27 protein-coding genes are annotated in these 22723 nt (G+C 73.0%); 5 read left to right on the top strand and 22 right to left on the bottom strand.

The annotated features are described in order from the left end of the window. Nucleotides 1–48 precede the first annotated feature (48 nt). From lgt to hisI, 11 genes are all read right to left on the bottom strand, one after another. On the bottom strand, nt 49–1038 hold the full coding sequence (lgt, locus tag ACZ7HT_RS23170) for a prolipoprotein diacylglyceryl transferase (RefSeq protein WP_471168915.1): 990 nt from the start codon (nt 1036–1038) through the stop codon (nt 49–51). 88 nt (nt 1039–1126) lie between these two features. Beyond that, nucleotides 1127–1951, bottom strand: a complete 825-nt coding sequence (locus ACZ7HT_RS23165; RefSeq protein ID WP_471168911.1) for a DsbA family protein — start codon at nt 1949–1951, stop codon at nt 1127–1129. A 64-nt stretch (nt 1952–2015) separates the two neighbouring features. Then, nucleotides 2016–2837 carry a tryptophan synthase subunit alpha gene (gene trpA, locus ACZ7HT_RS23160; RefSeq protein WP_471168908.1) on the bottom strand — a complete coding sequence of 274 codons (822 nt, stop codon included), beginning with the start codon at nt 2835–2837 and terminating at the stop codon, nt 2016–2018. Further along, nucleotides 2834–4081: a tryptophan synthase subunit beta gene (trpB, locus tag ACZ7HT_RS23155; RefSeq protein WP_471168905.1), complete on the bottom strand. Its 1248-nt coding sequence runs from the start codon at nt 4079–4081 to the stop codon at nt 2834–2836. The genes trpA and trpB overlap by 4 nt, the downstream gene beginning before the upstream one ends. 306 nt (nt 4082–4387) lie before the next feature. Continuing rightward, on the bottom strand, nt 4388–4669 hold the full coding sequence (gene trpM / locus ACZ7HT_RS23150; RefSeq protein WP_471168902.1) for a tryptophan biosynthesis modulator TrpM: 282 nt from the start codon (nt 4667–4669) through the stop codon (nt 4388–4390). A 7-nt stretch (nt 4670–4676) separates the two neighbouring features. Further along, entirely contained in the window at nt 4677–5486 is an 810-nt protein-coding gene (trpC, locus tag ACZ7HT_RS23145; RefSeq protein ID WP_471168899.1) for an indole-3-glycerol phosphate synthase TrpC, read from the bottom strand. A gap of 127 nt (nt 5487–5613) precedes the next feature. Then, nucleotides 5614–6081, bottom strand: a complete 468-nt coding sequence (locus ACZ7HT_RS23140; protein ID WP_471168896.1) for a DUF2752 domain-containing protein — start codon at nt 6079–6081, stop codon at nt 5614–5616. A 380-nt stretch (nt 6082–6461) separates the two neighbouring features. After that, nucleotides 6462–6716 carry an HGxxPAAW family protein gene (locus tag ACZ7HT_RS23135; protein WP_471168893.1) on the bottom strand — a complete coding sequence of 85 codons (255 nt, stop codon included), beginning with the start codon at nt 6714–6716 and terminating at the stop codon, nt 6462–6464. A 124-nt stretch (nt 6717–6840) separates the two neighbouring features. Continuing rightward, complete coding sequence (locus ACZ7HT_RS23130; RefSeq protein WP_471168890.1) at nt 6841–7491, bottom strand: TIGR02234 family membrane protein; 651 nt, start codon at nt 7489–7491, stop codon at nt 6841–6843. Nucleotides 7492–7505: 14 nt separating this feature from the next. Then, complete coding sequence (locus ACZ7HT_RS23125; protein WP_471168888.1) at nt 7506–8996, bottom strand: anthranilate synthase component I; 1491 nt, start codon at nt 8994–8996, stop codon at nt 7506–7508. Between the two features lie 11 nt (nt 8997–9007). Then, nucleotides 9008–9373 carry a phosphoribosyl-AMP cyclohydrolase gene (hisI, locus tag ACZ7HT_RS23120; RefSeq protein ID WP_471168885.1) on the bottom strand — a complete coding sequence of 122 codons (366 nt, stop codon included), beginning with the start codon at nt 9371–9373 and terminating at the stop codon, nt 9008–9010. An 84-nt stretch (nt 9374–9457) separates the two neighbouring features. Between hisI and ACZ7HT_RS23115 the strand changes: the two genes are divergently transcribed. Further along, on the top strand, nt 9458–10093 hold the full coding sequence (locus ACZ7HT_RS23115; RefSeq protein WP_471168882.1) for a TIGR03085 family metal-binding protein: 636 nt from the start codon (nt 9458–9460) through the stop codon (nt 10091–10093). 65 nt (nt 10094–10158) lie between these two features. Here ACZ7HT_RS23115 and ACZ7HT_RS23110 read toward each other — a convergent pair whose 3' ends face one another. From ACZ7HT_RS23110 to hisD, 11 genes are all read right to left on the bottom strand, one after another. Then, a complete protein-coding gene (locus ACZ7HT_RS23110; RefSeq protein WP_471168879.1) occupies nt 10159–10437 on the bottom strand; it encodes a hypothetical protein in 279 nt (92 codons plus the stop codon). A gap of 50 nt (nt 10438–10487) precedes the next feature. After that, nucleotides 10488–11723 (bottom strand): MFS transporter, encoded by a 1236-nt coding sequence (locus ACZ7HT_RS23105; RefSeq protein WP_471168876.1) that lies wholly within the window; start codon nt 11721–11723, stop codon nt 10488–10490. Continuing rightward, a complete protein-coding gene (locus ACZ7HT_RS23100) occupies nt 11720–12316 on the bottom strand; it encodes an ArsR/SmtB family transcription factor (RefSeq protein ID WP_471168873.1) in 597 nt (198 codons plus the stop codon). The genes ACZ7HT_RS23105 and ACZ7HT_RS23100 overlap by 4 nt, the downstream gene beginning before the upstream one ends. 118 nt (nt 12317–12434) lie before the next feature. Further along, nucleotides 12435–13190 carry an imidazole glycerol phosphate synthase subunit HisF gene (gene hisF / locus ACZ7HT_RS23095; RefSeq protein ID WP_471168871.1) on the bottom strand — a complete coding sequence of 252 codons (756 nt, stop codon included), beginning with the start codon at nt 13188–13190 and terminating at the stop codon, nt 12435–12437. After that, the gene (locus tag ACZ7HT_RS23090) at nt 13187–13579 is read right to left on the bottom strand and encodes a RidA family protein (RefSeq protein ID WP_471168868.1); all 393 of its coding nucleotides are present in this window, start codon (nt 13577–13579) and stop codon (nt 13187–13189) included. Before ACZ7HT_RS23090 ends, hisF begins: the two co-directional genes overlap by 4 nt. Next, nucleotides 13576–14304, bottom strand: a complete 729-nt coding sequence (gene priA, locus ACZ7HT_RS23085; RefSeq protein ID WP_471168866.1) for a bifunctional 1-(5-phosphoribosyl)-5-((5-phosphoribosylamino)methylideneamino)imidazole-4-carboxamide isomerase/phosphoribosylanthranilate isomerase PriA — start codon at nt 14302–14304, stop codon at nt 13576–13578. The genes ACZ7HT_RS23090 and priA overlap by 4 nt, the downstream gene beginning before the upstream one ends. Beyond that, nucleotides 14301–14948, bottom strand: coding sequence for an imidazole glycerol phosphate synthase subunit HisH (gene hisH, locus ACZ7HT_RS23080; RefSeq protein ID WP_471168864.1), 648 nt, complete (start codon nt 14946–14948; stop codon nt 14301–14303). The genes priA and hisH overlap by 4 nt, the downstream gene beginning before the upstream one ends. Beyond that, nucleotides 14945–15109, bottom strand: a complete 165-nt coding sequence (locus tag ACZ7HT_RS23075) for a hypothetical protein (RefSeq protein WP_471168861.1) — start codon at nt 15107–15109, stop codon at nt 14945–14947. Before ACZ7HT_RS23075 ends, hisH begins: the two co-directional genes overlap by 4 nt. A 2-nt stretch (nt 15110–15111) precedes the next feature. Beyond that, nucleotides 15112–15705, bottom strand: coding sequence for an imidazoleglycerol-phosphate dehydratase HisB (gene hisB / locus ACZ7HT_RS23070; protein WP_030492957.1), 594 nt, complete (start codon nt 15703–15705; stop codon nt 15112–15114). Next, entirely contained in the window at nt 15702–16835 is a 1134-nt protein-coding gene (locus ACZ7HT_RS23065; protein ID WP_471168858.1) for a histidinol-phosphate transaminase, read from the bottom strand. Before ACZ7HT_RS23065 ends, hisB begins: the two co-directional genes overlap by 4 nt. Continuing rightward, a complete protein-coding gene (hisD, locus tag ACZ7HT_RS23060; RefSeq protein WP_471168855.1) occupies nt 16820–18154 on the bottom strand; it encodes a histidinol dehydrogenase in 1335 nt (444 codons plus the stop codon). The genes ACZ7HT_RS23065 and hisD overlap by 16 nt, the downstream gene beginning before the upstream one ends. 194 nt (nt 18155–18348) lie before the next feature. Here hisD and ACZ7HT_RS23055 point away from each other — a divergent pair, with 194 nt between their 5' ends. The 4 genes from ACZ7HT_RS23055 to ybaK all read left to right on the top strand — a co-directional run bounded on the left by ACZ7HT_RS23055 (nt 18349) and on the right by ybaK (nt 22449). Next, on the top strand, nt 18349–19953 hold the full coding sequence (locus ACZ7HT_RS23055) for an oxidoreductase (protein ID WP_471168853.1): 1605 nt from the start codon (nt 18349–18351) through the stop codon (nt 19951–19953). A 139-nt stretch (nt 19954–20092) separates the two neighbouring features. Next, a complete protein-coding gene (locus ACZ7HT_RS23050) occupies nt 20093–21172 on the top strand; it encodes a hypothetical protein (protein WP_471168850.1) in 1080 nt (359 codons plus the stop codon). Nucleotides 21173–21183: 11 nt separating this feature from the next. Further along, nucleotides 21184–21921 (top strand): LON peptidase substrate-binding domain-containing protein, encoded by a 738-nt coding sequence (locus tag ACZ7HT_RS23045; protein WP_471168848.1) that lies wholly within the window; start codon nt 21184–21186, stop codon nt 21919–21921. Nucleotides 21922–21951: 30 nt separating this feature from the next. Continuing rightward, entirely contained in the window at nt 21952–22449 is a 498-nt protein-coding gene (gene ybaK / locus ACZ7HT_RS23040; RefSeq protein ID WP_471168845.1) for a Cys-tRNA(Pro) deacylase, read from the top strand. The last annotated feature ends 274 nt before the right edge of the window (nt 22450–22723 follow it).

Raw genomic sequence — 22723 nt, 5'->3', positions numbered from 1 at the left:
GCCGCCGGAACCCTTCGTTCCCGGCGGCCCTCGCGACGTACGTCCCGGTCAGCTCTTGGCGGCCGACCCGGCGCCGTGACCGGCGCCGTTGCCCTCGGTGTCCTCGTCCCCGTCCCCGGGCCCTTCGGCCTCGTCCTGAACGGCGTCCGTGACCTCGGCCTCGGCGGCCTCGGCACCCTCGACGGCGTCCGTCTTCCCGGCGGCCTTCTCCGCAGCCGCGGCCGCGGCCCTCGGCTCCACGATCTCCTCGCGGCCCGGACGGATCCGCGGCGAGACGATCAGGTAGACGACGGCGGCCAGGCCGACGAAGATCGCGGTCCACACGTTGAGCCGCAGGCCCATGATGTGGTGCGCCTCGTCGACGCGCAGCGCCTCCGTCCACACGCGGCCCGAGCAGTACGCGGCGACGTACAGGGCGAACGCCCGACCGTGGCCGAGCTTGAAGCGGCGGTCGGCCCAGATGACCAGGAAGCCGACGGCGACGTTCCACAGCGACTCGTACAGGAAGGTCGGGTGGTAGAGGCCGGCCTCGCGGTTGGGCCCCTCGGTGATCTTCAGCGCCCACGGCACGTCGGTCGGCTTGCCGTAGAGCTCCTGGTTGAACCAGTTGCCCCAGCGGCCGATGGCCTGGGCGAAGGCGATGCCGGGGGCGATGGCGTCCGCGTACGCCGGCAGGGAGATCCCGCGCCGGCGGCAGCCGATCCAGGCGCCCACCGCGCCGAGCGCGACGGCGCCCCAGATACCGAGGCCGCCCTCCCAGATCTTGAAGGCGTCGACCCAGTTCTCACCCTCGCTGAAGTACAGCTGGTAGTCGGTGATCACGTGGTAGAGGCGTCCGCCGACGAGGCCGAAGGGCACCGCCCAGACGGCGATGTCGGCCACGGTGCCGGCGGTGCCGCCCCGGGCGATCCAGCGCCTGTTGCCGAGCCAGACGGCAACGAAGACACCGATGATGATGCAGAAGGCATAGCCGCGCAGCGGGATCGGTCCGAGGTGGATCACGCCGGTCGACGGGCTGGGAATGTAGGCAAGGTCCATGGCAGAACCGACGCTACCTTGCCGGGCGGGCATGACGGCAGCCCACCCGGCAACTTCTGGGTAACCAATCCGTCCACGAACCCGCCGGCTAACCCGCCGACGGGGAGGCGGTGCCCGGCTTCTTGCCCTTGTTGGCCTCGGCGACCCACTTCTTCAGGTTCTCCGGGGAGATCTGCTCGTTCCCCTTGGTCGGGAAGATCGATTCTCCGTTGAGGAGGACGGACGGGGTGCCGCGGAAGCCGCCGTTCTGGAAGGCCTCGTTCGACTTCTTCACCCAGCTGTCGTGCGTGCCGTCGTTCACACAGCTGCGGAAGGCCGGCGTGTCGAGCCCGGGGACCTTCGCCGCCAGCTCGATCAGCTTGTCGTTCTTCGCGTAGGCGTCGTCCGTCTCCGGCGGCTGGTTGACGTACAGCGTGTCGTGGTACGCGGTGAACTTCCCCGCGTCCTGGGCGCACGCCGCCGCGTTCGCCGCGCGCAGCGAGCCGCTGCCGCCCATGTTCCCGTCGATGAGGGTGGCGAGGTGGTAGTCGACCCGGAGCGCGCCGGAGGCCTGCAGCTCGTGGATCGTGTCCCGCATGACGTTCTCGAACTGGGCGCACGCCGGGCAGCGGAAGTCCTCCCAGACCGCGAGCGTCGACGGGGCGTCCGCCTTGCCCGTGGGGATGGCGGGCTTGCCGTCCTCGTCGGTCGCGCCCGTCGGCACGACCACCGGCCCGGCCTTGTCGGATCCGCTGTTGTTGTCGCCGCCCGCGGCGATCACGCCGACGACCGCGGCCAGGCCGAGGACACCGACCACCGCCGCCGACACGATCAGGACGCGCCGCTGCTTCTCGCGGGCCTTGTCGCGCTCGCGCTGCTGCTGAAGGCGCTCCCGCGCGCTCCGGTTACCGTCACCACGGTTCTTCTCGCTCACGCCCCAGGCAACGAACCGGGGAGGCACATCCGCGCCTCCCCGGTCCCATATCCACCCGAATGGGCTACGAAGGGCGGCGGACGCCCTCGGCGAGTTCGGCCGCCAGTTCCCTTACGGCGGCGAGTCCGGCCTCCTCGTCGCCGTCGGCGTCGAGGAGGCGCTGCACGAAGGCGGAGCCGACGATGACGCCGTCGGCGAAGCCGGCGACCTCCTTCGCCTGCGTGGCGTTCGAGACGCCGAGACCCACGCACACGGGGAGCTCCGACGTGGCCCGGGTGCGGCGGACCAGGTCGGCGGCCGACTCGCCGACCGACTCGCGGGTGCCGGTGACGCCCATGAGCGAGGCGGCGTAGACGAAGCCGGAGCCGGCCGCGGTGATGGTGGCGAGGCGCGCGTCCTTGCTGCTGGGCGCGACGACGAAGACGGTCGCGAGACCGTGCTTGTCGGCGTGCTCGCGCCAGACGGCGGACTCCTGGACCGGCAGGTCGGGCAGGATGCAGCCCGCGCCGCCGGCCGCGGCGAGCTCCTCGGTGAAGCGCTCGATGCCGTACCGGTCGATCGGGTTCCAGTACGTCATGACGAGGACCGGCTTGCCGGTGGCCGCGTGGGCCTCCTTCACCGTCCGCATGACGTCGGCGATCTTCACGCCGCCGCGCAGCGCGATGTCGTCGGCGGTCTGGATGACCGGCCCGTCGAGGACCGGGTCGCTGTGCGGGAGCCCGACCTCGACGACGTCGGCGCCGCCGTCGAAGACGGCCTTGATGGCGGCGATGCCGCCGTCGACGGTCGGGAAGCCGGCCGGCAGGTACGCGATGAGCGCGGCCCGGTTCTCGGCCTTGGCCTTGGCCAGGGTGTCGCCGAGGAGCTGGATGTTTCCGGTGGTCACTTGGAGCCCCCCTCGGCGCCGTTGTCGTAGAGCCCGAAGTAGCGAGCGGCGGTATCCATGTCCTTGTCGCCGCGCCCGGAGAGGTTCACCAGGAGCAGGGCGTCCTTGCCGAGCTCCTTGCCGACCTCCAGGGACCCGGCGAGGGCGTGCGCCGACTCGATGGCCGGGATGATGCCCTCCGTACGGGAGAGCAGGCGCAGCGCCTGCATGGCGGCGTCGTCGGTGACGGCGCGGTACTCGCCGCGGCCGCTGTCCTTCAGGTACGCGTGCTCGGGGCCGATGCCCGGGTAGTCGAGGCCGGCCGAGATCGAGTACGGCTCGGTGATCTGCCCCTCCTCGTCCTGGAGGACGTAGGAGCGGGACCCGTGGAGGATGCCGGGCTCGCCGGCGGTGAGGGTGGCCGCGTGCTCGCCGGTCTCGACGCCGTGGCCGGCCGGCTCGCAGCCGATCAGGCGCACGTCCGCGTCCGGGACGAAGGCGTGGAAGAGGCCGATGGCGTTGGAGCCGCCGCCGACGCAGGCGATGGCCGCGTCGGGCAGCCGCCCGGCGCGCTCCAGGATCTGGCGGCGGGCCTCGACGCCGATGACCCGGTGGAAGTCGCGGACCATGGCGGGGAAGGGGTGCGGTCCCGCGACCGTGCCGAACAGGTAGTGCGTCCGGTCCACGTTCGCGACCCAGTCGCGGAAGGCCTCGTTGATGGCGTCCTTGAGGGTGCGGCTGCCGGACTTCACGGCGATGACCTCGGCGCCGAGCATCCGCATCCGGGCCACGTTGAGGGCCTGGCGCTGGGTGTCGACCTCGCCCATGTAGATGGTGCACTCGAGGCCGAACAGGGCGCAGGCGGTGGCCGTGGCCACGCCGTGCTGGCCGGCGCCGGTCTCGGCGATGACGCGCGTCTTGCCCATGCGCTTGGTCAGGAGGGCCTGGCCGAGCACGTTGTTGATCTTGTGCGAGCCGGTGTGGTTGAGGTCCTCGCGCTTGAGGAAGATCCGGGCACCGCCGGCGTGCTCGGCGAACCGCGGGACCTCCGTGAGGGCGCTCGGGCGGCCGGTGTAGTTGACCATCAGGTCGTTGAGCTCGCGGGCGAACTCGGGGTCGTGCTTGGCCTTCTCGTACTCGACGGCGACCTCGTCGACGGCGGCGACGAGGGCCTCCGGGATGAACTTGCCGCCGTAGGCGCCGAAGTAGCCCTCCGGGCTGGGGACCTGGCCTTCCAGGTCCGGGATGAAGAACTCGCTGGACATGCGGATGCGCTCCTCGCGGGGCGGGTGCCCCGGGATACGTGGGGTTGATGGTCACGTTATGCGCGTGACGCACTCACGTACGGCAACGTCGTCGCCCCCGTTGTGGGCACAACGGAACGGCGCCCTTGCCGGCGCCAGAGGCTCCTGAGCCTGAACCAGCACCACGTTGTGCGCCGCCGCTGGGGGGCGGGTCAGGCACAGGGGGCCAGGCGCCGCGAAGGGCGCCGTTCCGTGTGCCCACCCGTTCCGCCCTGCGGAACGATTGCCCACACGGACGCGGGCGCGGGCCCACACGGGGGGTGGCGGTCAGGCGTCGTACGTGAAGTCGCGCGCGAGGCGCAGGCGCCATCGCATCCCGTTGACCTGTCCCGGCTCGGAGCCGATGACGTAGCGGACCCGGCGGCCGTGGACACGGCGGGCGGGCGCGCGGCAGCCACGCGGGCGGCAGCCCCTGGCCAGCGGCGCGTGCTTGGAGACGGGGGCCGCGGCGGTACGGAGCCGGCCGCGGCGGCCCGAGGCGTCCGCGGGCACGACCGGGCCGCCCGGGGCGGAGCCCTGGGCGGTCGGCGTGGCGCGGACGGGGGTCATGACGGTGTCAGCTCCGGCCGTGGCGGAGGGCCGGGTGCGCGCCGGCGGCGACGAGGTCGGCGACGGCGGCCTTCGGGTCGCGGCCGGTGACGAGGGACTCGCCGACGAGGACCGCGTCGGCGCCCGCGTTGGCGTAGGCGATGAGGTCGTGCGGGCCGCGGACGCCGGACTCGGCGACCTTGACGATGTGCGCGGGGATCTCGGGGGCGACGCGCTCGAAGGTGGAGCGGTCGACCTTGAGGGTCTTGAGGTTGCGCGCGTTGACGCCGATGATGCGGGCGCCCGCGTCGACGGCGCGCTCGACCTCGTCCTCGTCGTGGACCTCGACCAGCGGGGTGAGACCGATGGACTCGGCACGCTCGATGAGGGAGACCAGCGCCTCCTGCTCCAGGGCGGCGACGATGAGGAGCGCGAGATCCGCTCCGTACGCCCGCGCTTCCCAGAGCTGGTACGCGGTGACGATGAAGTCCTTGCGCAGCACGGGGATGTCGACCCGGGCGCGGACGGCCTCCAGGTCGGCGAGCGAGCCGCCGAAGCGGCGCTGCTCGGTGAGGACGGAGATGACGGCGGCGCCGCCCGCCTCGTAGTCCGCGGCGAGTCCGGCCGGGTCGGCGATCGCGGCGAGTGCGCCCTTGGACGGGCTGGAGCGCTTCACTTCGCAGATCACCTTGACGCCGTCCCCGCGCAGTGCGGCGACGCCGTCCTTGGCCTGCGGCGCCTTGGCGGCGCGCTCCTTGAGCTCGTCGAGGGTGACCCGCGCCTGCCGCTCTGCGAGGTCGGCGCGCACGCCTTCGATGATCTCGTCGAGCACACTCACGCGAGGGGCCCCCTTCCGGGACGGTGATGATGAACCAGGTTCAGCCACTTCGATCCTATCCGCAGGACGGCCCCGGATTCGCATCGGCCGGAGGCGCGTCCCACCTGCTGGGACTCCCGAGGGGTGCTCAGGGAGCGAGGGCGGAGCCGAAGGGAAGGTTCCGGACCAGGGTGAAGAGGACGAGGACGGCCCCGATCCCCCAGGACAGTCGTGGGGAGATCGCGAGGCGCATGGGCACGCCGCGGACGGCGCGAATCAGCCAGACGGCCATGACGACGGCGAAGATGCCGTAGCCGGCGACGGCGAGGGCGTTGGCGCCGAGGGCGGCGCCCAGGTCGCCGTGGGCGACGGCGTGCGCGCTGCGGAGCCCGCCGCAGCCGGGGCAGTAGATGCCGGTGAAGCGCAGTAGCGGGCAGACGGGGTAGTGCCCGGGCTCGTTGGGGTCGACGGCCCCGACGTACGCGAACGCGGCGACGACCCCGCCGAGGAGCGCGACGGGCGTGAAGAGCCGCCGCGCGAGCGACCGCGGCGGGGGTGGTACGGGTACGGATGCGGGCACGTACGGCCCGTCCCAGACGGCGGCCCCCGCCGGCACGGGCGCCCCAGGCACAGGCGTCCCAGGCACGGGTGTCCCAAGCACAGGTGCACCAGGCACGGGCGCCCCAGGCACAGGCGCCGTCCCAGGCGCAGGCGCCCCAAGCGCTGGCATCCCCGGCACCGGCGCCCCAGGCACAGGCACGGGCACGGCCGCCCCAGGCACAGGCACGGGCACGGCCGCCCCGGCCTCGGCGGCCTGCGGTCGCGCCGGGTCCGGATCGGCCGGATTCGGGCGGGTGGGTTCACCCGGTCGGGTGGGGGAATCGTCGGTCACGGCTTCGGCCGTCGGCTGCGCGTCCACGCGGTGATTGTCGCCGCTGACGCGCGAGGGCGCAGCCCGGCGTCGCCGGACCGCGCCCTCGGGTGCGTCGTGTCGCGTCAGGCGCGGGCCCGGGCGGTCTCGGACGCGGCCTCACGGGCGGCGACGACGGCGTCCGTGTCCTTCGGCATGCCGAGGCCGGCGATCTTCATCGCACCGCCCACGAGGCCGCCGAGGATGATGACGCCCACGCCGGCCCAGAAGCCGGGCAGGTTGGCGGCCACCATGAAGACGCCGGCGATGCAGAAGCCGACGAAGGAGATGATGACACCGGTCCAGGCGGCCGGGGTGTGTCCGTGGGCGCTGCCCGCCATGAGTTGCTCCTCGTTGCAGTTGCTCGATGGTGAGGTCTCGCGTGCGCGGACACTCGGCGCTCATTGTCCCGCACGCGGGCGCGCGAGGATGAATCGGGGGTGCCGGGACGATCACGCGTCGCGGTCAGCCGCCCTGCGTGGGGTCCTCGCCGCGGTCCAGGGCCTTCCACAGGTCCTCGGGACGGTCCGGGTCGGTCGTGGGGGCCTTGCGGCCGGCGCGCGGGGCGCCGGAGCGCTCGTAGCGGCCTGACATCGCCGGCCAGTTCTTGCCGAAGCGGAGGGCGAAGAGACCGGCGAGCAGGATGAGGACGGCGCCCGCCGCGGTCACGTACGGCCAGACGGTGTGGGTGAGGTGCGCGACGGCCGCGGCGGTGTCGCCGCTGATCCGGGCGGCCTCGGCGTCGAGCGCGGCGCGGTCGGAGGCGCCGAGGACCGCGGCGAGCGCGGCGCCCGCGCCGCTGAGCGCGAGGAGCGCGGAGACGAGCGTGCGGCCGGTGCGGCGGACGGCGAAGACGGCGAAGAGCGCGGCGAGGCCGACGATCGCGAGGGCCGTGGGCACGCCGGTGACGGTGCCGCCGTCGGCCTCGACGGGGACGGTGCCGCCGCCGACGGACGCGGTGCCCTCCGCCCAGATCTGGCCCGCGGAGAGCAGGACGACGGTGGCGCCGAGGGCGCCGAGGAGGAGGGCCGCGGCCAGGCTGCGGCGGCCGCCGGTGGGGACGGCCGCGCGGGCGGCCCGGGGCTGGGGTACGGGAACGGCACTCACGTACCCCACTATCCCCTACGTCCTCAGTTGTCGTTCATCCGGTTGGCGGTGTGCACGGCGCGGAGGACGGCCGCGGCCTTGTTGCGGCACTCGTTGTCCTCGGCGACGGGGTCGGAGTCGGCGACGACACCCGCTCCGGCCTGCACGTACGCCGTTCCGTCCCGGAGCAGGGCGGTGCGGATGGCGATGGCGGTGTCCGCGTCTCCGGCGAAATCGAGATAACCGACACACCCGCCGTAGAGGCCGCGCCGGGAGGGTTCGAGCTCCTCGATGATCTGCATGGCGCGGGGCTTGGGCGCGCCGGAGAGCGTGCCGGCGGGGAAGCAGGCGGTGAGGACGTCGAAGGCGGTGCGGCCGTCGGCGACCTCGCCGGTGACGGTGGAGACGATGTGCATGACGTGCGAGTAGCGCTCGACCGACATGAAGTCGACGACCTCGACGGAGCCGGGGGTGCAGACGCGGCCGAGGTCGTTGCGGCCGAGGTCGACGAGCATGAGGTGCTCGGCGCGCTCCTTGGGGTCGGCGAGCAGTTCCTCGGCGAGGTCGTGGTCCTCCTGCGGGGTGGCGCCGCGGTGCCGGGTGCCGGCGATGGGGTGGAGCATCGCGCGCCCGTCCTCGACCTTGACGAGGGCCTCGGGCGAGGAGCCGACGACGTCGAAGCCGTTCTCGAAGCGGAAGAGGTACATGTACGGGGAGGGGTTGGTGGCCCGCAGGACCCGGTACACGTCGAGCGCGGAGGCGGTGCAGGGGGTCTCGAAGCGCTGCGAGGGCACGACCTGGAAGGCCTCGCCGGCGCGGATGCGCTCCTTGACGTCCTCGACGGCGTCCTGGTAGGCCCGGCCGCCCCAGAGGGCGGAGAACTCGGGGAGTTCGGAGGCGGGGAGGGCGGCGGGGACGGTGGCGACCGGGCGGGCCAGGTCGGCCTCCATGGCGTCGAGGCGGGCGACGGCGTGCGCGTACGCCTCGTCGATGCCGGTCTCCAGGTCGTTGTGGTTGATCGCGTTGGCGATCAGGAGGACCGAGCCGTCCCAGTGGTCGAGGACCGCGAGGTCGCTGGTGAGGAGCATGGTGAGCTCGGGGAGCCGCAGGTCGTCGCGGGTGGAGTCCCCGATCTTCTCCAGGCGGCGGACGATGTCGTAGCCGAGGTAGCCGACCATGCCTCCGGTGAACGGCGGCATGCCGGACGCGAGGTCGCGAGGGGTGTGGAGGGTCTCGACGGTGGCGCGCAGGGCGGCGAGCGGGTCGCCGTCCGTGGGGACGCCGACGGGCGGGGTGCCGAGCCAGTGCGCCTGTCCGTCCTTCACCGTCAGGGTCGCGTCGCTGCGGACACCGATGAAGGAGTAGCGGGACCAGCTGCGGCCGTTCTCCGCGGATTCGAGGAGGAAGGTGCCGGGGCGTTCGGCGGCGAGCTTGCGGTAGAGCCCGACCGGGGTGTCGCCGTCCGCGAGGAGCCTGCGGCTGACGGGGATGACGCGGCGGTCGGCCGCCAGCTTGCGGAAGGTCTCGAGATCCATGGCACGCGACCTTACTGGGATACGGGGAGCACGTCGGTGTCGAAGCAGGTGCGGGTGCCGGTGTGGCAGGCGGCGCCGACCTGGTCGACCTTGACGAGGAGGGTGTCGGCGTCGCAGTCGAGGGCGACGGACTTGACGTGCTGGACGTGCCCGGAGGTGTCGCCCTTGACCCAGTACTCGTTCCGGCTGCGGGACCAGTAGGTGCAACGGCCGGTGGTGAGGGTGCGGTGGAGGGCCTCGTCGTCCATCCAGCCGAGCATCAGCACCTCGCCGGTGTCGTACTGCTGGGCGATGGCGGGGACGAGCCCGTCGGCGCTGCGCTTGAGGCGGGCCGCGATGGCGGGGTCGAGGTCGCTGGGGGTCCGGGGCGTGCTCATGGGGACATTGTGCCGCGCTCGGGGGCGGTGTCCGGCGGGGCGTCCACTGGGCGGACGGCCCCCGTCGGCCGTACGCTGGCGGGCATGTCGACCCATGCGAAACGTGAACGGCTTCTGCTCGCCGATCTGTTGGAGGCGGCGGGCCCGGACGCGCCGACGCTCTGCGAGGGCTGGCGGACCCGGGACCTGGCGGCCCATGTGGTGGTGCGGGAGCGGCGTCCGGACGCGGCGGCGGGGAACCTCGTACCGGCGCTGAAGGAGCGGCTGGACCGGGTGCAGGCGGAGTTCGCCGACAAGCCGTACGAGGAGCTGATCCAGCTGATCCGTACGGGTCCTCCGCGGTTCTCGCCGTTCACGATCAAGCAGGTGGACGAGGGGGCGAACGTCGCCGAGTTCTATGTGCACGCGGAGGACGTGCGCCGTGCGCAGCCCGACTGGTCGGCCCGCGAGCTGGACCCGGTCTTCGCGGACGCCCTGTGGTCGCGCCTGGAGCGGATGGCCCGGCTGCTCGGCCGGAAGGCCCCGGTCGGCCTGGTGCTCCGCCGCCCGAACGGCCAGACGGCGGTCGCCCACCGCGGCACCCCGGTGGTGACGGCCTCCGGGGAGCCGGGCGAGCTGATGATGTACCTGTACGGCCGCCAGGACTCGGCGAAGGTGGCGCTGGAGGGCGAGCCGGAGGCGATCGAGCGGCTGCGGGAGACGAAGCAGCTGGGGATCTAGGGCCGTCTGGCGATTCGCGTCGGATCAGGCCGGGAAACGCCGGCGAACGCGGGGGCCGCCCGTTCTCAGCTGCGGCCCCGCCACAGGAGTACGAGGCCGGTCAGGAGCAGACAGATCCTGGCGGTCTCGCCGGCGGCCCCGTCCGCCGGCCCCCAGGACAGCAGCGGGCGGCTCACGGACGCGGCGAACACGCCGAGCAGAGCGATACCGGCGCCCCACGGACGCGGGCGGGTCACCGTCCCGCCGAGCCACCCGGGGGCCCGGTCCTTCGCGACGGCGAGGATTCCCGCCCCGGTCACGAGCAGGTCGACCACGATGACCACCGCCGAATCCACGGTTCCCATGTCTTTCCCTCCCCTTCCAAGGGCAGGAGCATGACATGCGGCTCGCTCTATCAGGAGGGCAGGTCGGCCTTGCGCAGGGCGGGTACCAGCAGGGCGAACACTCCCGACAGTGCGCAGACCGCCGCGCTGACGACGAAGACCGGGCCGGTGCCCCACAGGCCGATGGCGGCGCCGGCGAGCGGGAAGCTCAGCGGGGCGAGGCCGAGGCTGGCGAGGCTGGAGACGGCGGAGACACGGCCCAGGTACGCGGGGTCGGACTCGGTCTGGACGAGGGCGCCGCACAGGACCCCGTTGAGTCCGGCGAGCAGGCCGACGGATCCGGCGACGAGCACGGCGAGGGGCAGCTGCGGTACGAAGGCGAGGGCGCCGATCGACACGGCGCCGAGGGTCATGCTCCAGCCCATGACGGCGCCGGCCCGGGGGACGCGCCCGCGCACGGTGAGGAGCAGCGAGGCGGCGCCCGCGCCCGTACCGAAGCCGAAGAGCACCCAGCCCATGCCGGCGGCCTCCCAGCCGCGCTGTTCGGCGAGGAGCGCGAGGCCGACGTTGAGGGGGCCGACGAAGCCGAGGTCGGCGAGGAGGATGACGATCATCAGCGGGCCGAGGACGCGGTGGCCGCGGAGGTAGCGCAGGCCGTCGGTGAGGTCACGCAGGGCGGTGCCGCCGGCCTGGCCGTCCTCCTCGGGAAGGGACCGCAGCGTGAGGGTGCCGAGCAGGGGCAGGGAGAGCGCGAAGAGGACGCCGGCGACGGTGAAGGCGGTCGCGGAGCCGCCGAGGGCGACGGCGAGGCCGCCGAGCGGGGCGCCGAGGACGGCGCCGGCGCGGTGGCCGATGCCGCGCATGCCCTGGACCCGGGCGAGCTGGTCGCGGTCGGCGATCCGGGGTGGCAGGGCGCCCACGGCGGGCAGGAAGAGGGCGTCGACGGTGCCGAAGACGAGGGCGATCGCGGCGAGCACCCACAGGCCGGGGGCGGTGAGGAAGAGGATCGCGGCGAGGCCGAGGGCGGACAGGCAGCGGACGGCGTCGGAGGCGATGACGACCCGGCGCGGGCCGAGCCGGTCGGCGACCACTCCCCCGATGAGCATGAGCAGCGCGCGGGGGACGGCGGAGACGGTCATGACGAGCCCGGCCTGGGCGGGGGTGCCGTTGGTGACGGCGGTCCAGGAGAGGGCGATGTAGTAGACGCCGTCGCCGAGCGTGGAGGCGGTGTAGGCGCCGAGCCAGCGCAGGACCTGCGGGTTGCGGTGGGCGGGGCGGGCGGGGGCGGTGACGGTGGTGGTGGTCATCGCGGCCCGCCCCGGTAGGGGAAGCCGTGGAGGTGGACGGCGACGTTCTCGCGGCCCTCGGTGTCGCCGGCGGCCTCGGCGGCGCGGGCCCGCTGGTCGTACTTCTTGAGGAGCGCGTCGAGTTCCTCGCCGAGGGCGCCGAGTTCGGCGGCGGTGAGGCGCGGCAGCCACTCGGAGCTGATGGAGGCGGAGCGCCACTCGTCGGACCAGGTGAGGCGCTCGTCGAGGAAGCGGCGGTGGAGTTCGGTGCGCTGCTCGTTGACGGTGCGGCCGACGGCGTCGCTCGCGGCGGCGAGTTCGGGGCTGTCCCGGACGTCCTCGTCGCGGATGCTCACGCCGTACGAGCTCGGCTGCCACCAGCGCTCGCGCCCGTCCGCCGACTGCGTCTCCGCCTCCTCGATGAGGCCGTGCTCGGCGAGCTTGCGCAGGTGGTAGCTGACGAGGGAGACGGCCTCGTCGACCTGCTCGGCGAGCTGGGACGCGGTGGCGGTGCGGGCCACGAAGAGGGAGCGGTAGAGGCGCATCCGCAGGGGGTGCGAGATGGCCTTGAGGGTGCCGAGATCGGTGATGCGGCGGTTCTCCGACGAGGTCATGACATCGACCCTAGGTACGAAAGAAAACTTGCGCAACAAAAACTGCGCAACCGATCCTGCACATCCGGGCACGAAGAAGGGCCCCCGAAGGGGCCCTTCCCACAAGCGGAACGACGGCTCAGCGGACCGGGTGACCGGCTTCCCGCAGCGTGTCCTTGACCTGCGAGATCCGCAGATCGCCGAAGTGGAAGACGGAGGCCGCGAGCACCGCGTCCGCGCCCGCCGCCACGGCCGGCGGGAAGTCGGCGAGCTTGCCGGCGCCGCCGGAGGCGATCACCGGGACCGTCACGTGCTTGCGCACGGCCGCGATCATCTCGGTGTCGTAGCCGTCCTTCGTGCCGTCGGCGTCCATCGAGTTGAGCAGGATCTCCCCCGCGCCGAGCTCGGCGGCCCGGTGCGCCCACTCGACGGCGTCGATGCCGGTGCCCTTGCGGCCGCCGTGCGTCGTCACCTCGAAGGAGCCGGACTCGGTACGCCGGGCGTCGACCGACAGGACGAGGACCTGGCGGCCGAAGCGCTCCGCGATCTCCCGGATCAGCTCGGGGCGCTCGATCGCCGCGGTGTTGACGCCGACCTTGTCGGCACCGGCCCGCAGCAGCTTGTCGACGTCCTCGGCCGAGCGGACGCCGCCGCCGACCGTGAGCGGGATGAAGACCTGCTCGGCGGTGCGGCGCACCACGTCGTAGGTGGTCTCCCGGTTGCCGGAGGAGGCGGTGATGTCGAGGAAGGTCAGCTCGTCGGCGCCCTCGGCGTCGTACAGCTTGGCCATCTCGACGGGGTCGCCCGCGTCGCGCAGGTTCTGGAAGTTGACGCCCTTGACGACCCGGCCGTTGTCCACGTCCAGGCAGGGGATCACGCGTACGGCGAGGCTCATGCCGCATCACTCCTGTAGGCCTCGACCTCGACCTCGACCACCAGGCGGGGGTCGACGAAGCCCGAGACGATGATCATCGAGGCGGCCGGGCGGACCGCGTCGAACAGCTCCTTGTGGGCGCGGCCCACCTCGTCCACGTCCCGCGCGTGGGTGATGTACATGCGGGTGCGGACGACGTCCTCGGGGCCGAGGTTCAGCTGCTTCAGGGCGTCGAACGCCACGTTGAAGGAGTTGACGGCCTGCTCGTACGGGCCGCCGTCGGCGATCGCGCCGCCCACCACGGACGTACAGCCGGAGACCAGGACGGTCCCGTTGGGCAGCTCGACCGCGCGGGAGTAGCCGAACTGCTCCTCCCAGGGAGCGCCGGTCACGACCTTGCGCACGCTCATGCCGACGCCACCGCCGCGAGCGCCTCTTCGAGGGTGAAGGCCTTGGCGTACAGCGCCTTGCCGACGATCGCGCCCTCGACACCCAGCGGGACGAGTCCGGACAGGGCCCGCAGGTCGTCCAGGGAGGACACGCCGCCGGAGGCGACGACGGGCCGGTCGGTGGCCGCGCAGACGTTCTTCAGGAGCTCCAGGTTGGGGCCCTGGAGGGTGCCGTCCTTGGCGATGTCGGTGACGACGTACCGGGAGCAGCCCTCGGAGTCGAGGCGGGCCAGCGTCTCGTACAGGTCGCCGCCGTCGCGGGTCCAGCCGCGGCCGCGCAGGGTCGTGCCGCGCACGTCGAGGCCGACGGCGATCTTGTCGCCGAACTCGGCGATGACCTTGGCGACCCACTCGGGGGTCTCCAGGGCGGCGGTGCCGAGGTTGACGCGGGTGCAGCCGGTGGCGAGGGCGGCGGCGAGCGAGGCGTCGTCGCGGATGCCGCCGGAGAGCTCGACCTTGATGTCCATGGCCTCGCTGACCTCGCGGACCAGGGCGCGGTTGTCGCCGGTGCCGAAGGCGGCGTCCAGGTCGACCAGGTGGAGCCACTCGGCGCCGGCGCGCTGCCAGGCCAGGGCGGCCTCCAGCGGGGAGCCGTAGGAGGTCTCGCTGCCGGACTCGCCGTGGACGAGCCGGACGGCCTGGCCGTCGCGGACGTCGACGGCGGGGAGGAGTTCGAGAGTGCTCACAGGGTTCCGATCCAGTTGGTGAGGAGCTGGGCTCCGGCGTCGCCGGACTTCTCGGGGTGGAACTGGGTGGCCCACAGGGCGCCGTTCTCCACGGCGGCGACGAAGGGCTCGCCGTGGGTGGCCCAGGTGACCTTGGGGGCGCGGATGTTGGGGTTGCCGACCTCCAGGGTCCACTCGCGCACCGCGTAGGAGTGCACGAAGTAGTACCGGGCGTCGGCGTCGAGCCCCGCGAAGAGCTGGGTGTCGGCGGGCGCGTCGACCGTGTTCCAGCCCATGTGGGGGACGACGGGGGCGTTCAGCGGCTCGACCCTGCCGGGCCACTCGTCGAGGCCCTCGGTCTGCACGCCGTGCTCGATGCCCTCGGCGAAGAGGATCTGCATGCCGACGCAGATGCCCATGACCGGGCGTCCGCCGGAGAGCCGGCGGCCGATGATCCAGTCGCCGCGGGCCTCCTTGAGGCCCTTCATGCAGGCGGAGAAGGCGCCGACGCCGGGGACGAGGAGCCCGTCGGCGTTCATGGCCGTGTCGTAGTCGCGGGTGATCTCGACGTCGGCGCCGACGCGGGCGAGCGCCCGCTCGGCGGAGCGCACGTTGCCGAAGCCGTAGTCGAAGACGACGACCTTCTTAGGGGAGTTCGCGCTCATGACCACACGTCCAGACGCAGCACGCCGGCGGAGAGGCACATCGCGGCGCCGATGGAGAGGAGCACGATGAGGCTCTTGGGCATCTGCTGCTTGACGAAGGAGTAGATGCCGCCGAGCAGGAAGAGCCCGACGAGGATGAGGATGGTGGAGAGGCCGTTCACGACTAGAGCGCGCCCTTCGTGGAGGGGAGGATTCCGGCGGCGCGCGGGTCGCGCTCGGAGGCGTAGCGCAGAGCGCGGGCCAGGGCCTTGAACTGGCACTCCACGATGTGGTGGGCGTTGCGGCCGTACGGCACGTGGACGTGCAGCGCGATCTGGGCCTGGGCGACGAAGGACTCCAGGATGTGCCGCGTCATCGTCGTGTCGTACGAGCCGATCATCGGCGCCATGTTCTCGGGCTCGGTGTGCACGAGGTACGGGCGGCCGGAGAGGTCGACGGTGACCTGGGCGAGCGACTCGTCCAGCGGGACGGTGCAGTTGCCGAAGCGGTAGATGCCGACCTTGTCGCCGAGGGCCTGCTTGAAGGCGGCGCCGAGGGCGAGGGCGGTGTCCTCGATGGTGTGGTGCGAGTCGATGTGCAGGTCGCCGTCGGTCTTGACGGTCAGGTCGAAGAGGCCGTGCCGGCCGAGCTGGTCGAGCATGTGGTCGTAGAAGCCGACCCCGGTCGACACGTCGACCTTTCCGGTGCCGTCGAGGTCGATCTCGACGACGACCGAGGTTTCCTTGGTGGTGCGCTCAACGCGGCCTACGCGGCTCATCGTTCCTGCTCCTTCATCAGTTCACGGACCGCGTCGAGGAACGCGTCGTTCTCTTCGGGGGTGCCGGCGGTGACCCGCAGCCATCCCGGTACGCCGTTGTCCCGGACCAGGACGCCCCGGTCGAGGATCTTCTGCCAGGCCTCGTGCGGATCGGGGAACCTCCCGAACTGCACGAAGTTGGCGTCGGACTCGGTGACCTCGCAGCCCAGGGCGCGCAGCTCGGTGACGAGCCGGTCGCGCTCGGCCTTGAGCTGCTCGACGTACCCGAGGAGGGTGTCGGTGTGCTCCAGGGCGGCGAGGGCGGTGGCCTGGGTGACGGCCGAGAGGTGGTACGGCAGCCGGACCAGCTGCACGGCGTCGACCACGGCCGGGTGGGCGGCGAGGTAGCCGAGGCGGAGCCCGGCGGCGCCGAAGGCCTTGGACATCGTCCGGGAGATCACCAGGTGCGGGCGGCCCTCCAGGAGCGGCAGCAGCGAGTCGCGGTGGCTGAACTCCACGTACGCCTCGTCCACGACCACCATCGAGGGCTTGGCCGCCTGGGCCGCCTCGTACAGGGCGAGGACGGTGCTCGCCTCGACCGCGGTGCCGGTGGGGTTGTTCGGCGAGGTGATGAAGACGACGTCCGGCGCGTTCTCCGCGATGGCCTGGACGGCCGCCTCGACGTCGATCGAGAAGTCCTCGTTGCGCGGTCCGGAGATCCAGCCGGTGCCGGTGCCGCGGGCGATCAGCGCGTGCATGGAGTACGAGGGCTCGAAGCCGATCGCGGTACGGCCGGGGCCGCCGAAGGTCTGCAGCAGCTGCTGGAGCACCTCGTTGGAGCCGTTGGCCGCCCAGACGTTCTCCACGCCGACGCGGTGCCCGCCGGTGCGGGTGAGGTAGGCGGCGAGCTCGGTGCGGAGCTCGATCGCGTCCCGGTCGGGGTAGCGGTTGAGGCCGCGGGCGGCCTCGGCGACCCGCTCCGCGATCCGGGCCACCAGGGGCTCGGGCAGCGGGTAGGGGTTCTCGTTGGTGTTCAGCTGGACGGGGACGTCGAGCTGGGGCGCGCCGTAGGGGGACTTGCCGCGCAGCTCGTCCCGGACGGGCAGATCGTCGATCTTGATGTCGCTCACGTGCTCTACGGGACCTTCCATCCGAACCGTGCCTTGATCGCCGCGCCGTGGGCCGGGAGGTCCTCGGCCTCGGCGAGGGTCACCACGTGGTGGGCCACGTCGGCGAGGGCGTCGCGCGTGTAGTCCACGATGTGCACGCCGCGCAGGAAGGACTGCACGGAGAGACCCGAGGAGTGGCAGGCGCAGCCGCCGGTGGGCAGGACGTGGTTGGAGCCGGCGCAGTAGTCGCCGAGCGAGACCGGCGCCCAGGGGCCGACGAAGATCGCGCCGGCGTTGCGGACGCGGTCGGCGACGGCGGCGGCGTCGGCGGTCTGGATCTCCAGGTGCTCCGCGCCGTACGCGTCGACGACCTTGAGGCCGTCGGCGAGGTCGCGGACGAGGACGATCGCGGACTGGCGGCCGGCCAGGGCCGGGACGATCCGGTCGTCGACGTGCTTGGAGGCGGCGACCTGGGCCTTCAGCTCGGCCTCGGTGGCGGCGGCCAGTTCGTCCGAGTCGGTGACGAGGACGGAGGCGGCCATCGGGTCGTGCTCGGCCTGGCTGATGAGGTCGGCGGCGACGTGCACGGGGTCGGCGGTGGAGTCCGCGAGGATCGCGATCTCCGTCGGGCCGGCCTCGGCGTCGATGCCGATACGGCCCTTGAGGAGGCGCTTGGCGGCGGCCACGTAGATGTTGCCGGGGCCGGTGACCAGGTTGACGGGGGCGCAGCCGGGCTCGTCGGCGGTGTCCTCCGTGCCGTACGCGAACATGGCGATGGCCTGGGCGCCACCGGCGGCGTAGACCTCGTCGACGCCGAGGAGGGCGCAGGCGGCCAGGATCGTCGGGTGCGGAAGCCCCCCGAACGCCTTCTGCGGGGGCGAGGCGATGGCCACGCCCTCGACGCCGGCCTCCTGGGCGGGGACGACGTTCATCACGACGGAGGACGGGTAGACGGAGCGGCCGCCCGGCACGTACAGACCGACGCGCTCGACCGGGATCCACTTCTCGGTGACCGTGCCGCCGGGGACGACCTGGGTGGTGTGGGTGGTGCGGCGCTGCTCGCGGTGGACGAGCCGGGCGCGCCGGATGGACTCCTCGAGGGCGGCCCGGACGGCCGGGTCCAGCTCGTCGAGGGCGCGGGTGATCGCCTCGGCGGGGACGCGGAGGCCCGGGACGCGGACGCCGTCGAATTTCTCCCCGTAGTCGATCACCGCTGCGGCGCCATGATGCCGGACGTCCTCGCAGATCGGCCGCACCTTCTCCAGGGCGGCTTCCACGTCGAACTCGGCACGGGGCAGCAGGTCGCGCAGGGCTGAACCCTCGGGGAGGGTCTCACCGCGCAGATCGATTCGAGAGATCACGGGTCAATTCTCGCAGACGGCCCACAGCGCCGGTCGTCCGTATCACTGGCTGATACATGCCTCGGTGGCGTCTCCTCGCCACTCCTGACCGTTAGCGTTCAGCCCGTCACAGCGCGGGAAGAACGACTGTACGAATCCACGAATCCCGGGGAAGCGGAATCGTGGGAGCGGACGTGGAAAGCGAGGGGGCGGCAGTGACCGAGCCGCACGAGGACGGGATGCCGGACGGTCTCACGGGCCCTGAGCGGGCCGTGTGGCGGGCGTTCCGGATCGGCAGGACCTGCGATCTGACGGAGGGGATCGCGGAGCGGGACGATCCTTTCGGGGCGAGGGAATGGGGGGAGGAGCGGAGCGTCCGCGCCGACGTGGTGGCGCTGCTGCTGCTCGACGGGCCGCCGGCCCGGTCGGGGCGGGTGGCCGCGCTGAAGCTGCGCGGGGTCAGGATCACCGGCGTGTTGAACCTGGCGGGCGGGACGATAGGACCGTACGTGGAGCTGCACGGCTGCCGGTTCGACGGCGAGGTGGTGCTGCCCGAGGCCCGGTTCGGCACCCTGCGGATGGTGGAGTGCGCGCTGCCGCGCCTGGAGGCGGCCCGGCTGCACACGGAGGGGGACCTGCATCTGCCGCGCTGCCGGGTGCGGCGGGGCATCCGGCTGACGGACGCCCAGATCGGCACGGACCTGCTGATCAACCAGATCCAGGTGTGGCCGGACCGGCGGGGGCGGGCGATCACGGCCGACGGGATGGTGGTCGCCCAGGACCTCCAGGCCGAGCTGATCGAGACGCACGGGGAGCTGAGCCTGCGCGGGGCGAAGGTCGGGGTCTCGCTCAGCCTGCGGGGCAGCGTGCTGCGCGGGGCACAGGGCCGCCGCGCGCTGAACGCGCCGCAGCTGACGGTGGAGCGCTCGCTCTATCTGAACGCGGCCTGGGTCTACGAGGACCGGGAGAACCGGGGCGGTTCGACGGCCACTCCGCCGTACGGGGTGACGCCTGCCCAGGGCACCCGGCGCAAGCCCGTGGAGTGCCACGGCGGGGTGCGGCTCGACGACGGCCGGTTCGGGGACGCCGTGGACCTGCACAGCGCCCGTTTCCTGCTGAACGGCGCCCGGCGGGACGAGCTGTCGCTGCGCCGGATCGTGACCCCGGAACTCCGGTTCAACGGCGAGCGCCCGGAGGAGGGGCGCGTCGTGCTGAACGGCGCGAAGGTCGTCACCCTGATCGACCTGTCGACCAGCTGGCCGGGGCCCGGCGGGCTCGCGATGGGCGGCTTCGCCTACGAGAACCTCGTGCCGTACGGGCACTTCCCGCTGGCCCGGCGCCTGGAGTGGGTGGCGGCGGCGACCCCGGAGTACGCCCCCGAGCCGTACGAGCGGCTTGCGACGGTCCTGCGGAACAGCGGCGAGGACGCGGACGCCCGCGAGGTGCTGCTCGCCAAGCAGCGGCGCAGACGGGAGACCCTGCCGATCGCGGGGAAGCTGTGGGGCTACGTCCAGGACTGGACCGTGGCGTACGGCTACCGGCCGGGCCGGGCCGCACTGTGGATGGCCGTGCTGTGGGGGGCGGGCACGGTGGTGTTCTCCCACTACCGCCCGATACCGATGAAGGTGGGCGAGGGGCCCGAGTGGAACGGCACGCTGTACGCGCTCGACCTGCTGCTGCCCGTGATCACCCTGGGCCAGGACGGCTACTGGCGTCTTGAGGGCATCTGGCAGTGGGTGGCGGCGGTGCTGATCCTCCTCGGCTGGATCCTGGCGACGACGGTGGCGGCGGGGGCGACCCGGCTGCTGCGGAGGGGGTGACCGGCTTGTGCGGAGGGGGTGAGGGCGGCGGTTCGGGCTCGGAGGAGTGAAAGCGGTGTCACCGAGAGGTGAGGGTGCTGTCGTGGCCTCGTGACGCGGCTGCCGGGGAGGGCGGCGGCGGGGGACAATACACAGCACCATGTCCTTGCTCCGCGCCCTGCTCGGCACCGTCCGCTCGGTCCGGCACGCACCACGGCTCGCCGCGGCGCTCGTGCCGGACGACGACGTGCTGCTCGACGCCCCGGACGAGCGGCTCGCCCCCGCCATGGTCGCCGCCGCGCTCGGCGACCCGGAGCCCGCGGCGAAGCTGCTCGCCACCACCCGGGACGCCGGCGAGTGGGAGGACCGCGACCGGTACGTCACCCGGCTCGCCACCTTCGCGTACGGCAGGGGCGACTGGCTCACCGGGTGGCTCGCCGCGGCGCCCGGCGATCCCGACGCCCTCCTCGTCATGGCGCAGCTCGCCGTCCGCCGGGCCTGGGAGTCGCCGGCGCGGGCCGAGCGGCTGCGCGAGCTCGCCCCGCTGGTGCGGGAGGTCGCCGGGGAGGCCCCGCACGACCCGGTGCCGTGGCGGCTGGCCCTGGATCACGCGCGCGGGGCGCACGCCGGGCACGCGGTCTTCGAGTCGCTGTGGGAGCAGGCCGTGCGCCGCTCCCCGCACCACTACGGCTGCCATGTCGCCGCGCTGAAGTACCTGTCCGCCCAGTGGTACGGCTCGCACCGCGCCGCCTTCGACTTCGCCGAGCAGGCCGCCGACGACTCGGCGCCGGACTCGCTCGTCAGGGCGCTGCCGGTCCGCGCGGCCTATGACGGGCTCCGGGTGCCGCCGGGTCCCGACGGGTCCGTGCCCGCCGACCGGGTCGACCGGGCGGTGGCCGGCGCCCTGGCCCTGTCGGCGGCCTTCCCCGCGGGCGACCCGTGGCCGGCCGAGGTCCGGAATCTGCTCGCGTACGTGCTGGTCGAGCGGGGGCGCTGGGAGGAGGCGTGGGAGGAGTTCGGGCGGATCGGCCCGTTCGCGACCTCGGTCCCCTGGGGTGCCGCGCGGGGCGGCGCCCCGGGTGACCCTCCCCCGGGCTCTCGGCTTCGCTCGAACAGGGGGGACCCCCTCCTCCGGTTCCTGGCCGCGCGGGACCGGGTGAGGGGCGAACTGGCCCGCCGGACGCCGCTGCGGGGCACCGGTCGTGGACGGGCCGGACGGGGCGGGCCCGGCGGCCGTTAGGCTAAGCGGCTGTGACCACCGCTCGCCTGCCTCTCTTCCCGCTCAACGCGGTGCTGTTCCCCGGCCTCGTGCTGCCGCTGAACGTCTTCGAGGAGCGTTATCGCGCCATGATGCGCGAGCTGCTCACCCTCGACGACGCGGAGCCGCGGCGCTTCGCCGTCGTCGCCATCCGCGACGGCCGCGAGGTCGCGCCGACGGCTCCCGGCATGCCGGACCAGACGGCGCTGCCGGAGAAGGGCCCGGCAGCGGGCTTCGGCCCCGATCCCATCCAGTCCTTCCACCGCGTCGGCTGCATCGCCGACGCGGCGTCGATCCGGGAGCGCGCCGACGGCAGCTTCGAGGTGATGGCCACCGGTACGACCCGGGTGAAGCTGCTGTCCGTCGACGCGTCCGGTCCGTTCCTGACGGCCGAGGTCGAGGAGATCCCCGAGGAGCAGGGCGAGGAGGCGGGCACGCTCGCCGAGGGCGTGCTGCGGGCCTTCCGCAGCTACCAGAAGCGCCTCGCGGGGGCCCGGGAGCGTTCGCTGACGACCAGCGAGCTGCCGGACGAGCCCTCCGTCGTGTCGTACCTGGTCGCGGCGGCCGCGGTCCTCGACACCCCGTCGAAGCAGCGGCTGCTCCAGGCGCCGGACACGGCGACCCGGCTGCGCGAGGAGCTGACGCTGCTGCGCGCGGAGACCGCGGTGCTGCGGCATCTGCCGTCGCTGCCGGTGGTGGACCTGACGCAGACCCCGACGTACCCGAACTGATCCGACCGGGCCCGGCCCAGGAGAGCTCGCGTGGCGAAGAAGCAGAAGAAGAACAGCGGCGGCACCCCGGCGACGGTGGCCCTGACGGCGGCCGGCACGCCGTTCACGGTGCACGCGTACGAGCACGACCCGGCCTCCCCCTCGTACGGCGAGGAGGCGGCGGAGGCGCTCGGCGTCTCCCCCGACCGGGTCTTCAAGACGCTGGTCGCGGACGTCGACGGGGAGCTGACGGTCGCGGTGGTCCCGGTGGCGGGCCAGCTGGACCTGAAGGCGCTGGCCTCGGCGGTCGGCGGGAAGCGGGCCGCGATGGCCGACCCGGCGGCGGCGGAGCGCACCACGGGGTACGTCCGGGGCGGCATCTCTCCGCTGGGCCAGCGCAAGCGGCTGCGTACCGTGCTCGACTCCTCGGCCTCGGACCACGCGACCGTGTGCGTCTCGGCGGGCCGCCGGGGCCTGGAGGTGGAGCTCTCCCCCGCGGACCTGGCGGCGCTCACCTCGGCCGTCGTGGCCCCCATCGGCCGCGCCTGACGCCCGGCGCGGCCCTAGGGCCTGTCTGACAATTCGCGTCGGATCAGGCCGGGTCGTCCGGTGCGTGCGATCGGCGTGCGGCCGGGACACCCTCGTAGCGGAGCTACTTGGGTGTTTCGGCCGTGCGGCGAGCGTGCGTGCCGGGCGGGCCGGACCCGACGGGAATTGTCAGACAGGCCCTAGCTTGATCTTTAACCTGTGCGGCGAGGCCGTGGGGTCGTCGACTTCTTGTTCCGGGACGTGGCGGTGTCGGTTTTGCGGACTGTGTGGACGT

The sequence above is a fragment of the Streptomyces sp. NPDC037410 genome (assembly GCF_055602235.1).
This window is presented reverse-complemented; position numbering and strand designations above follow the sequence as displayed.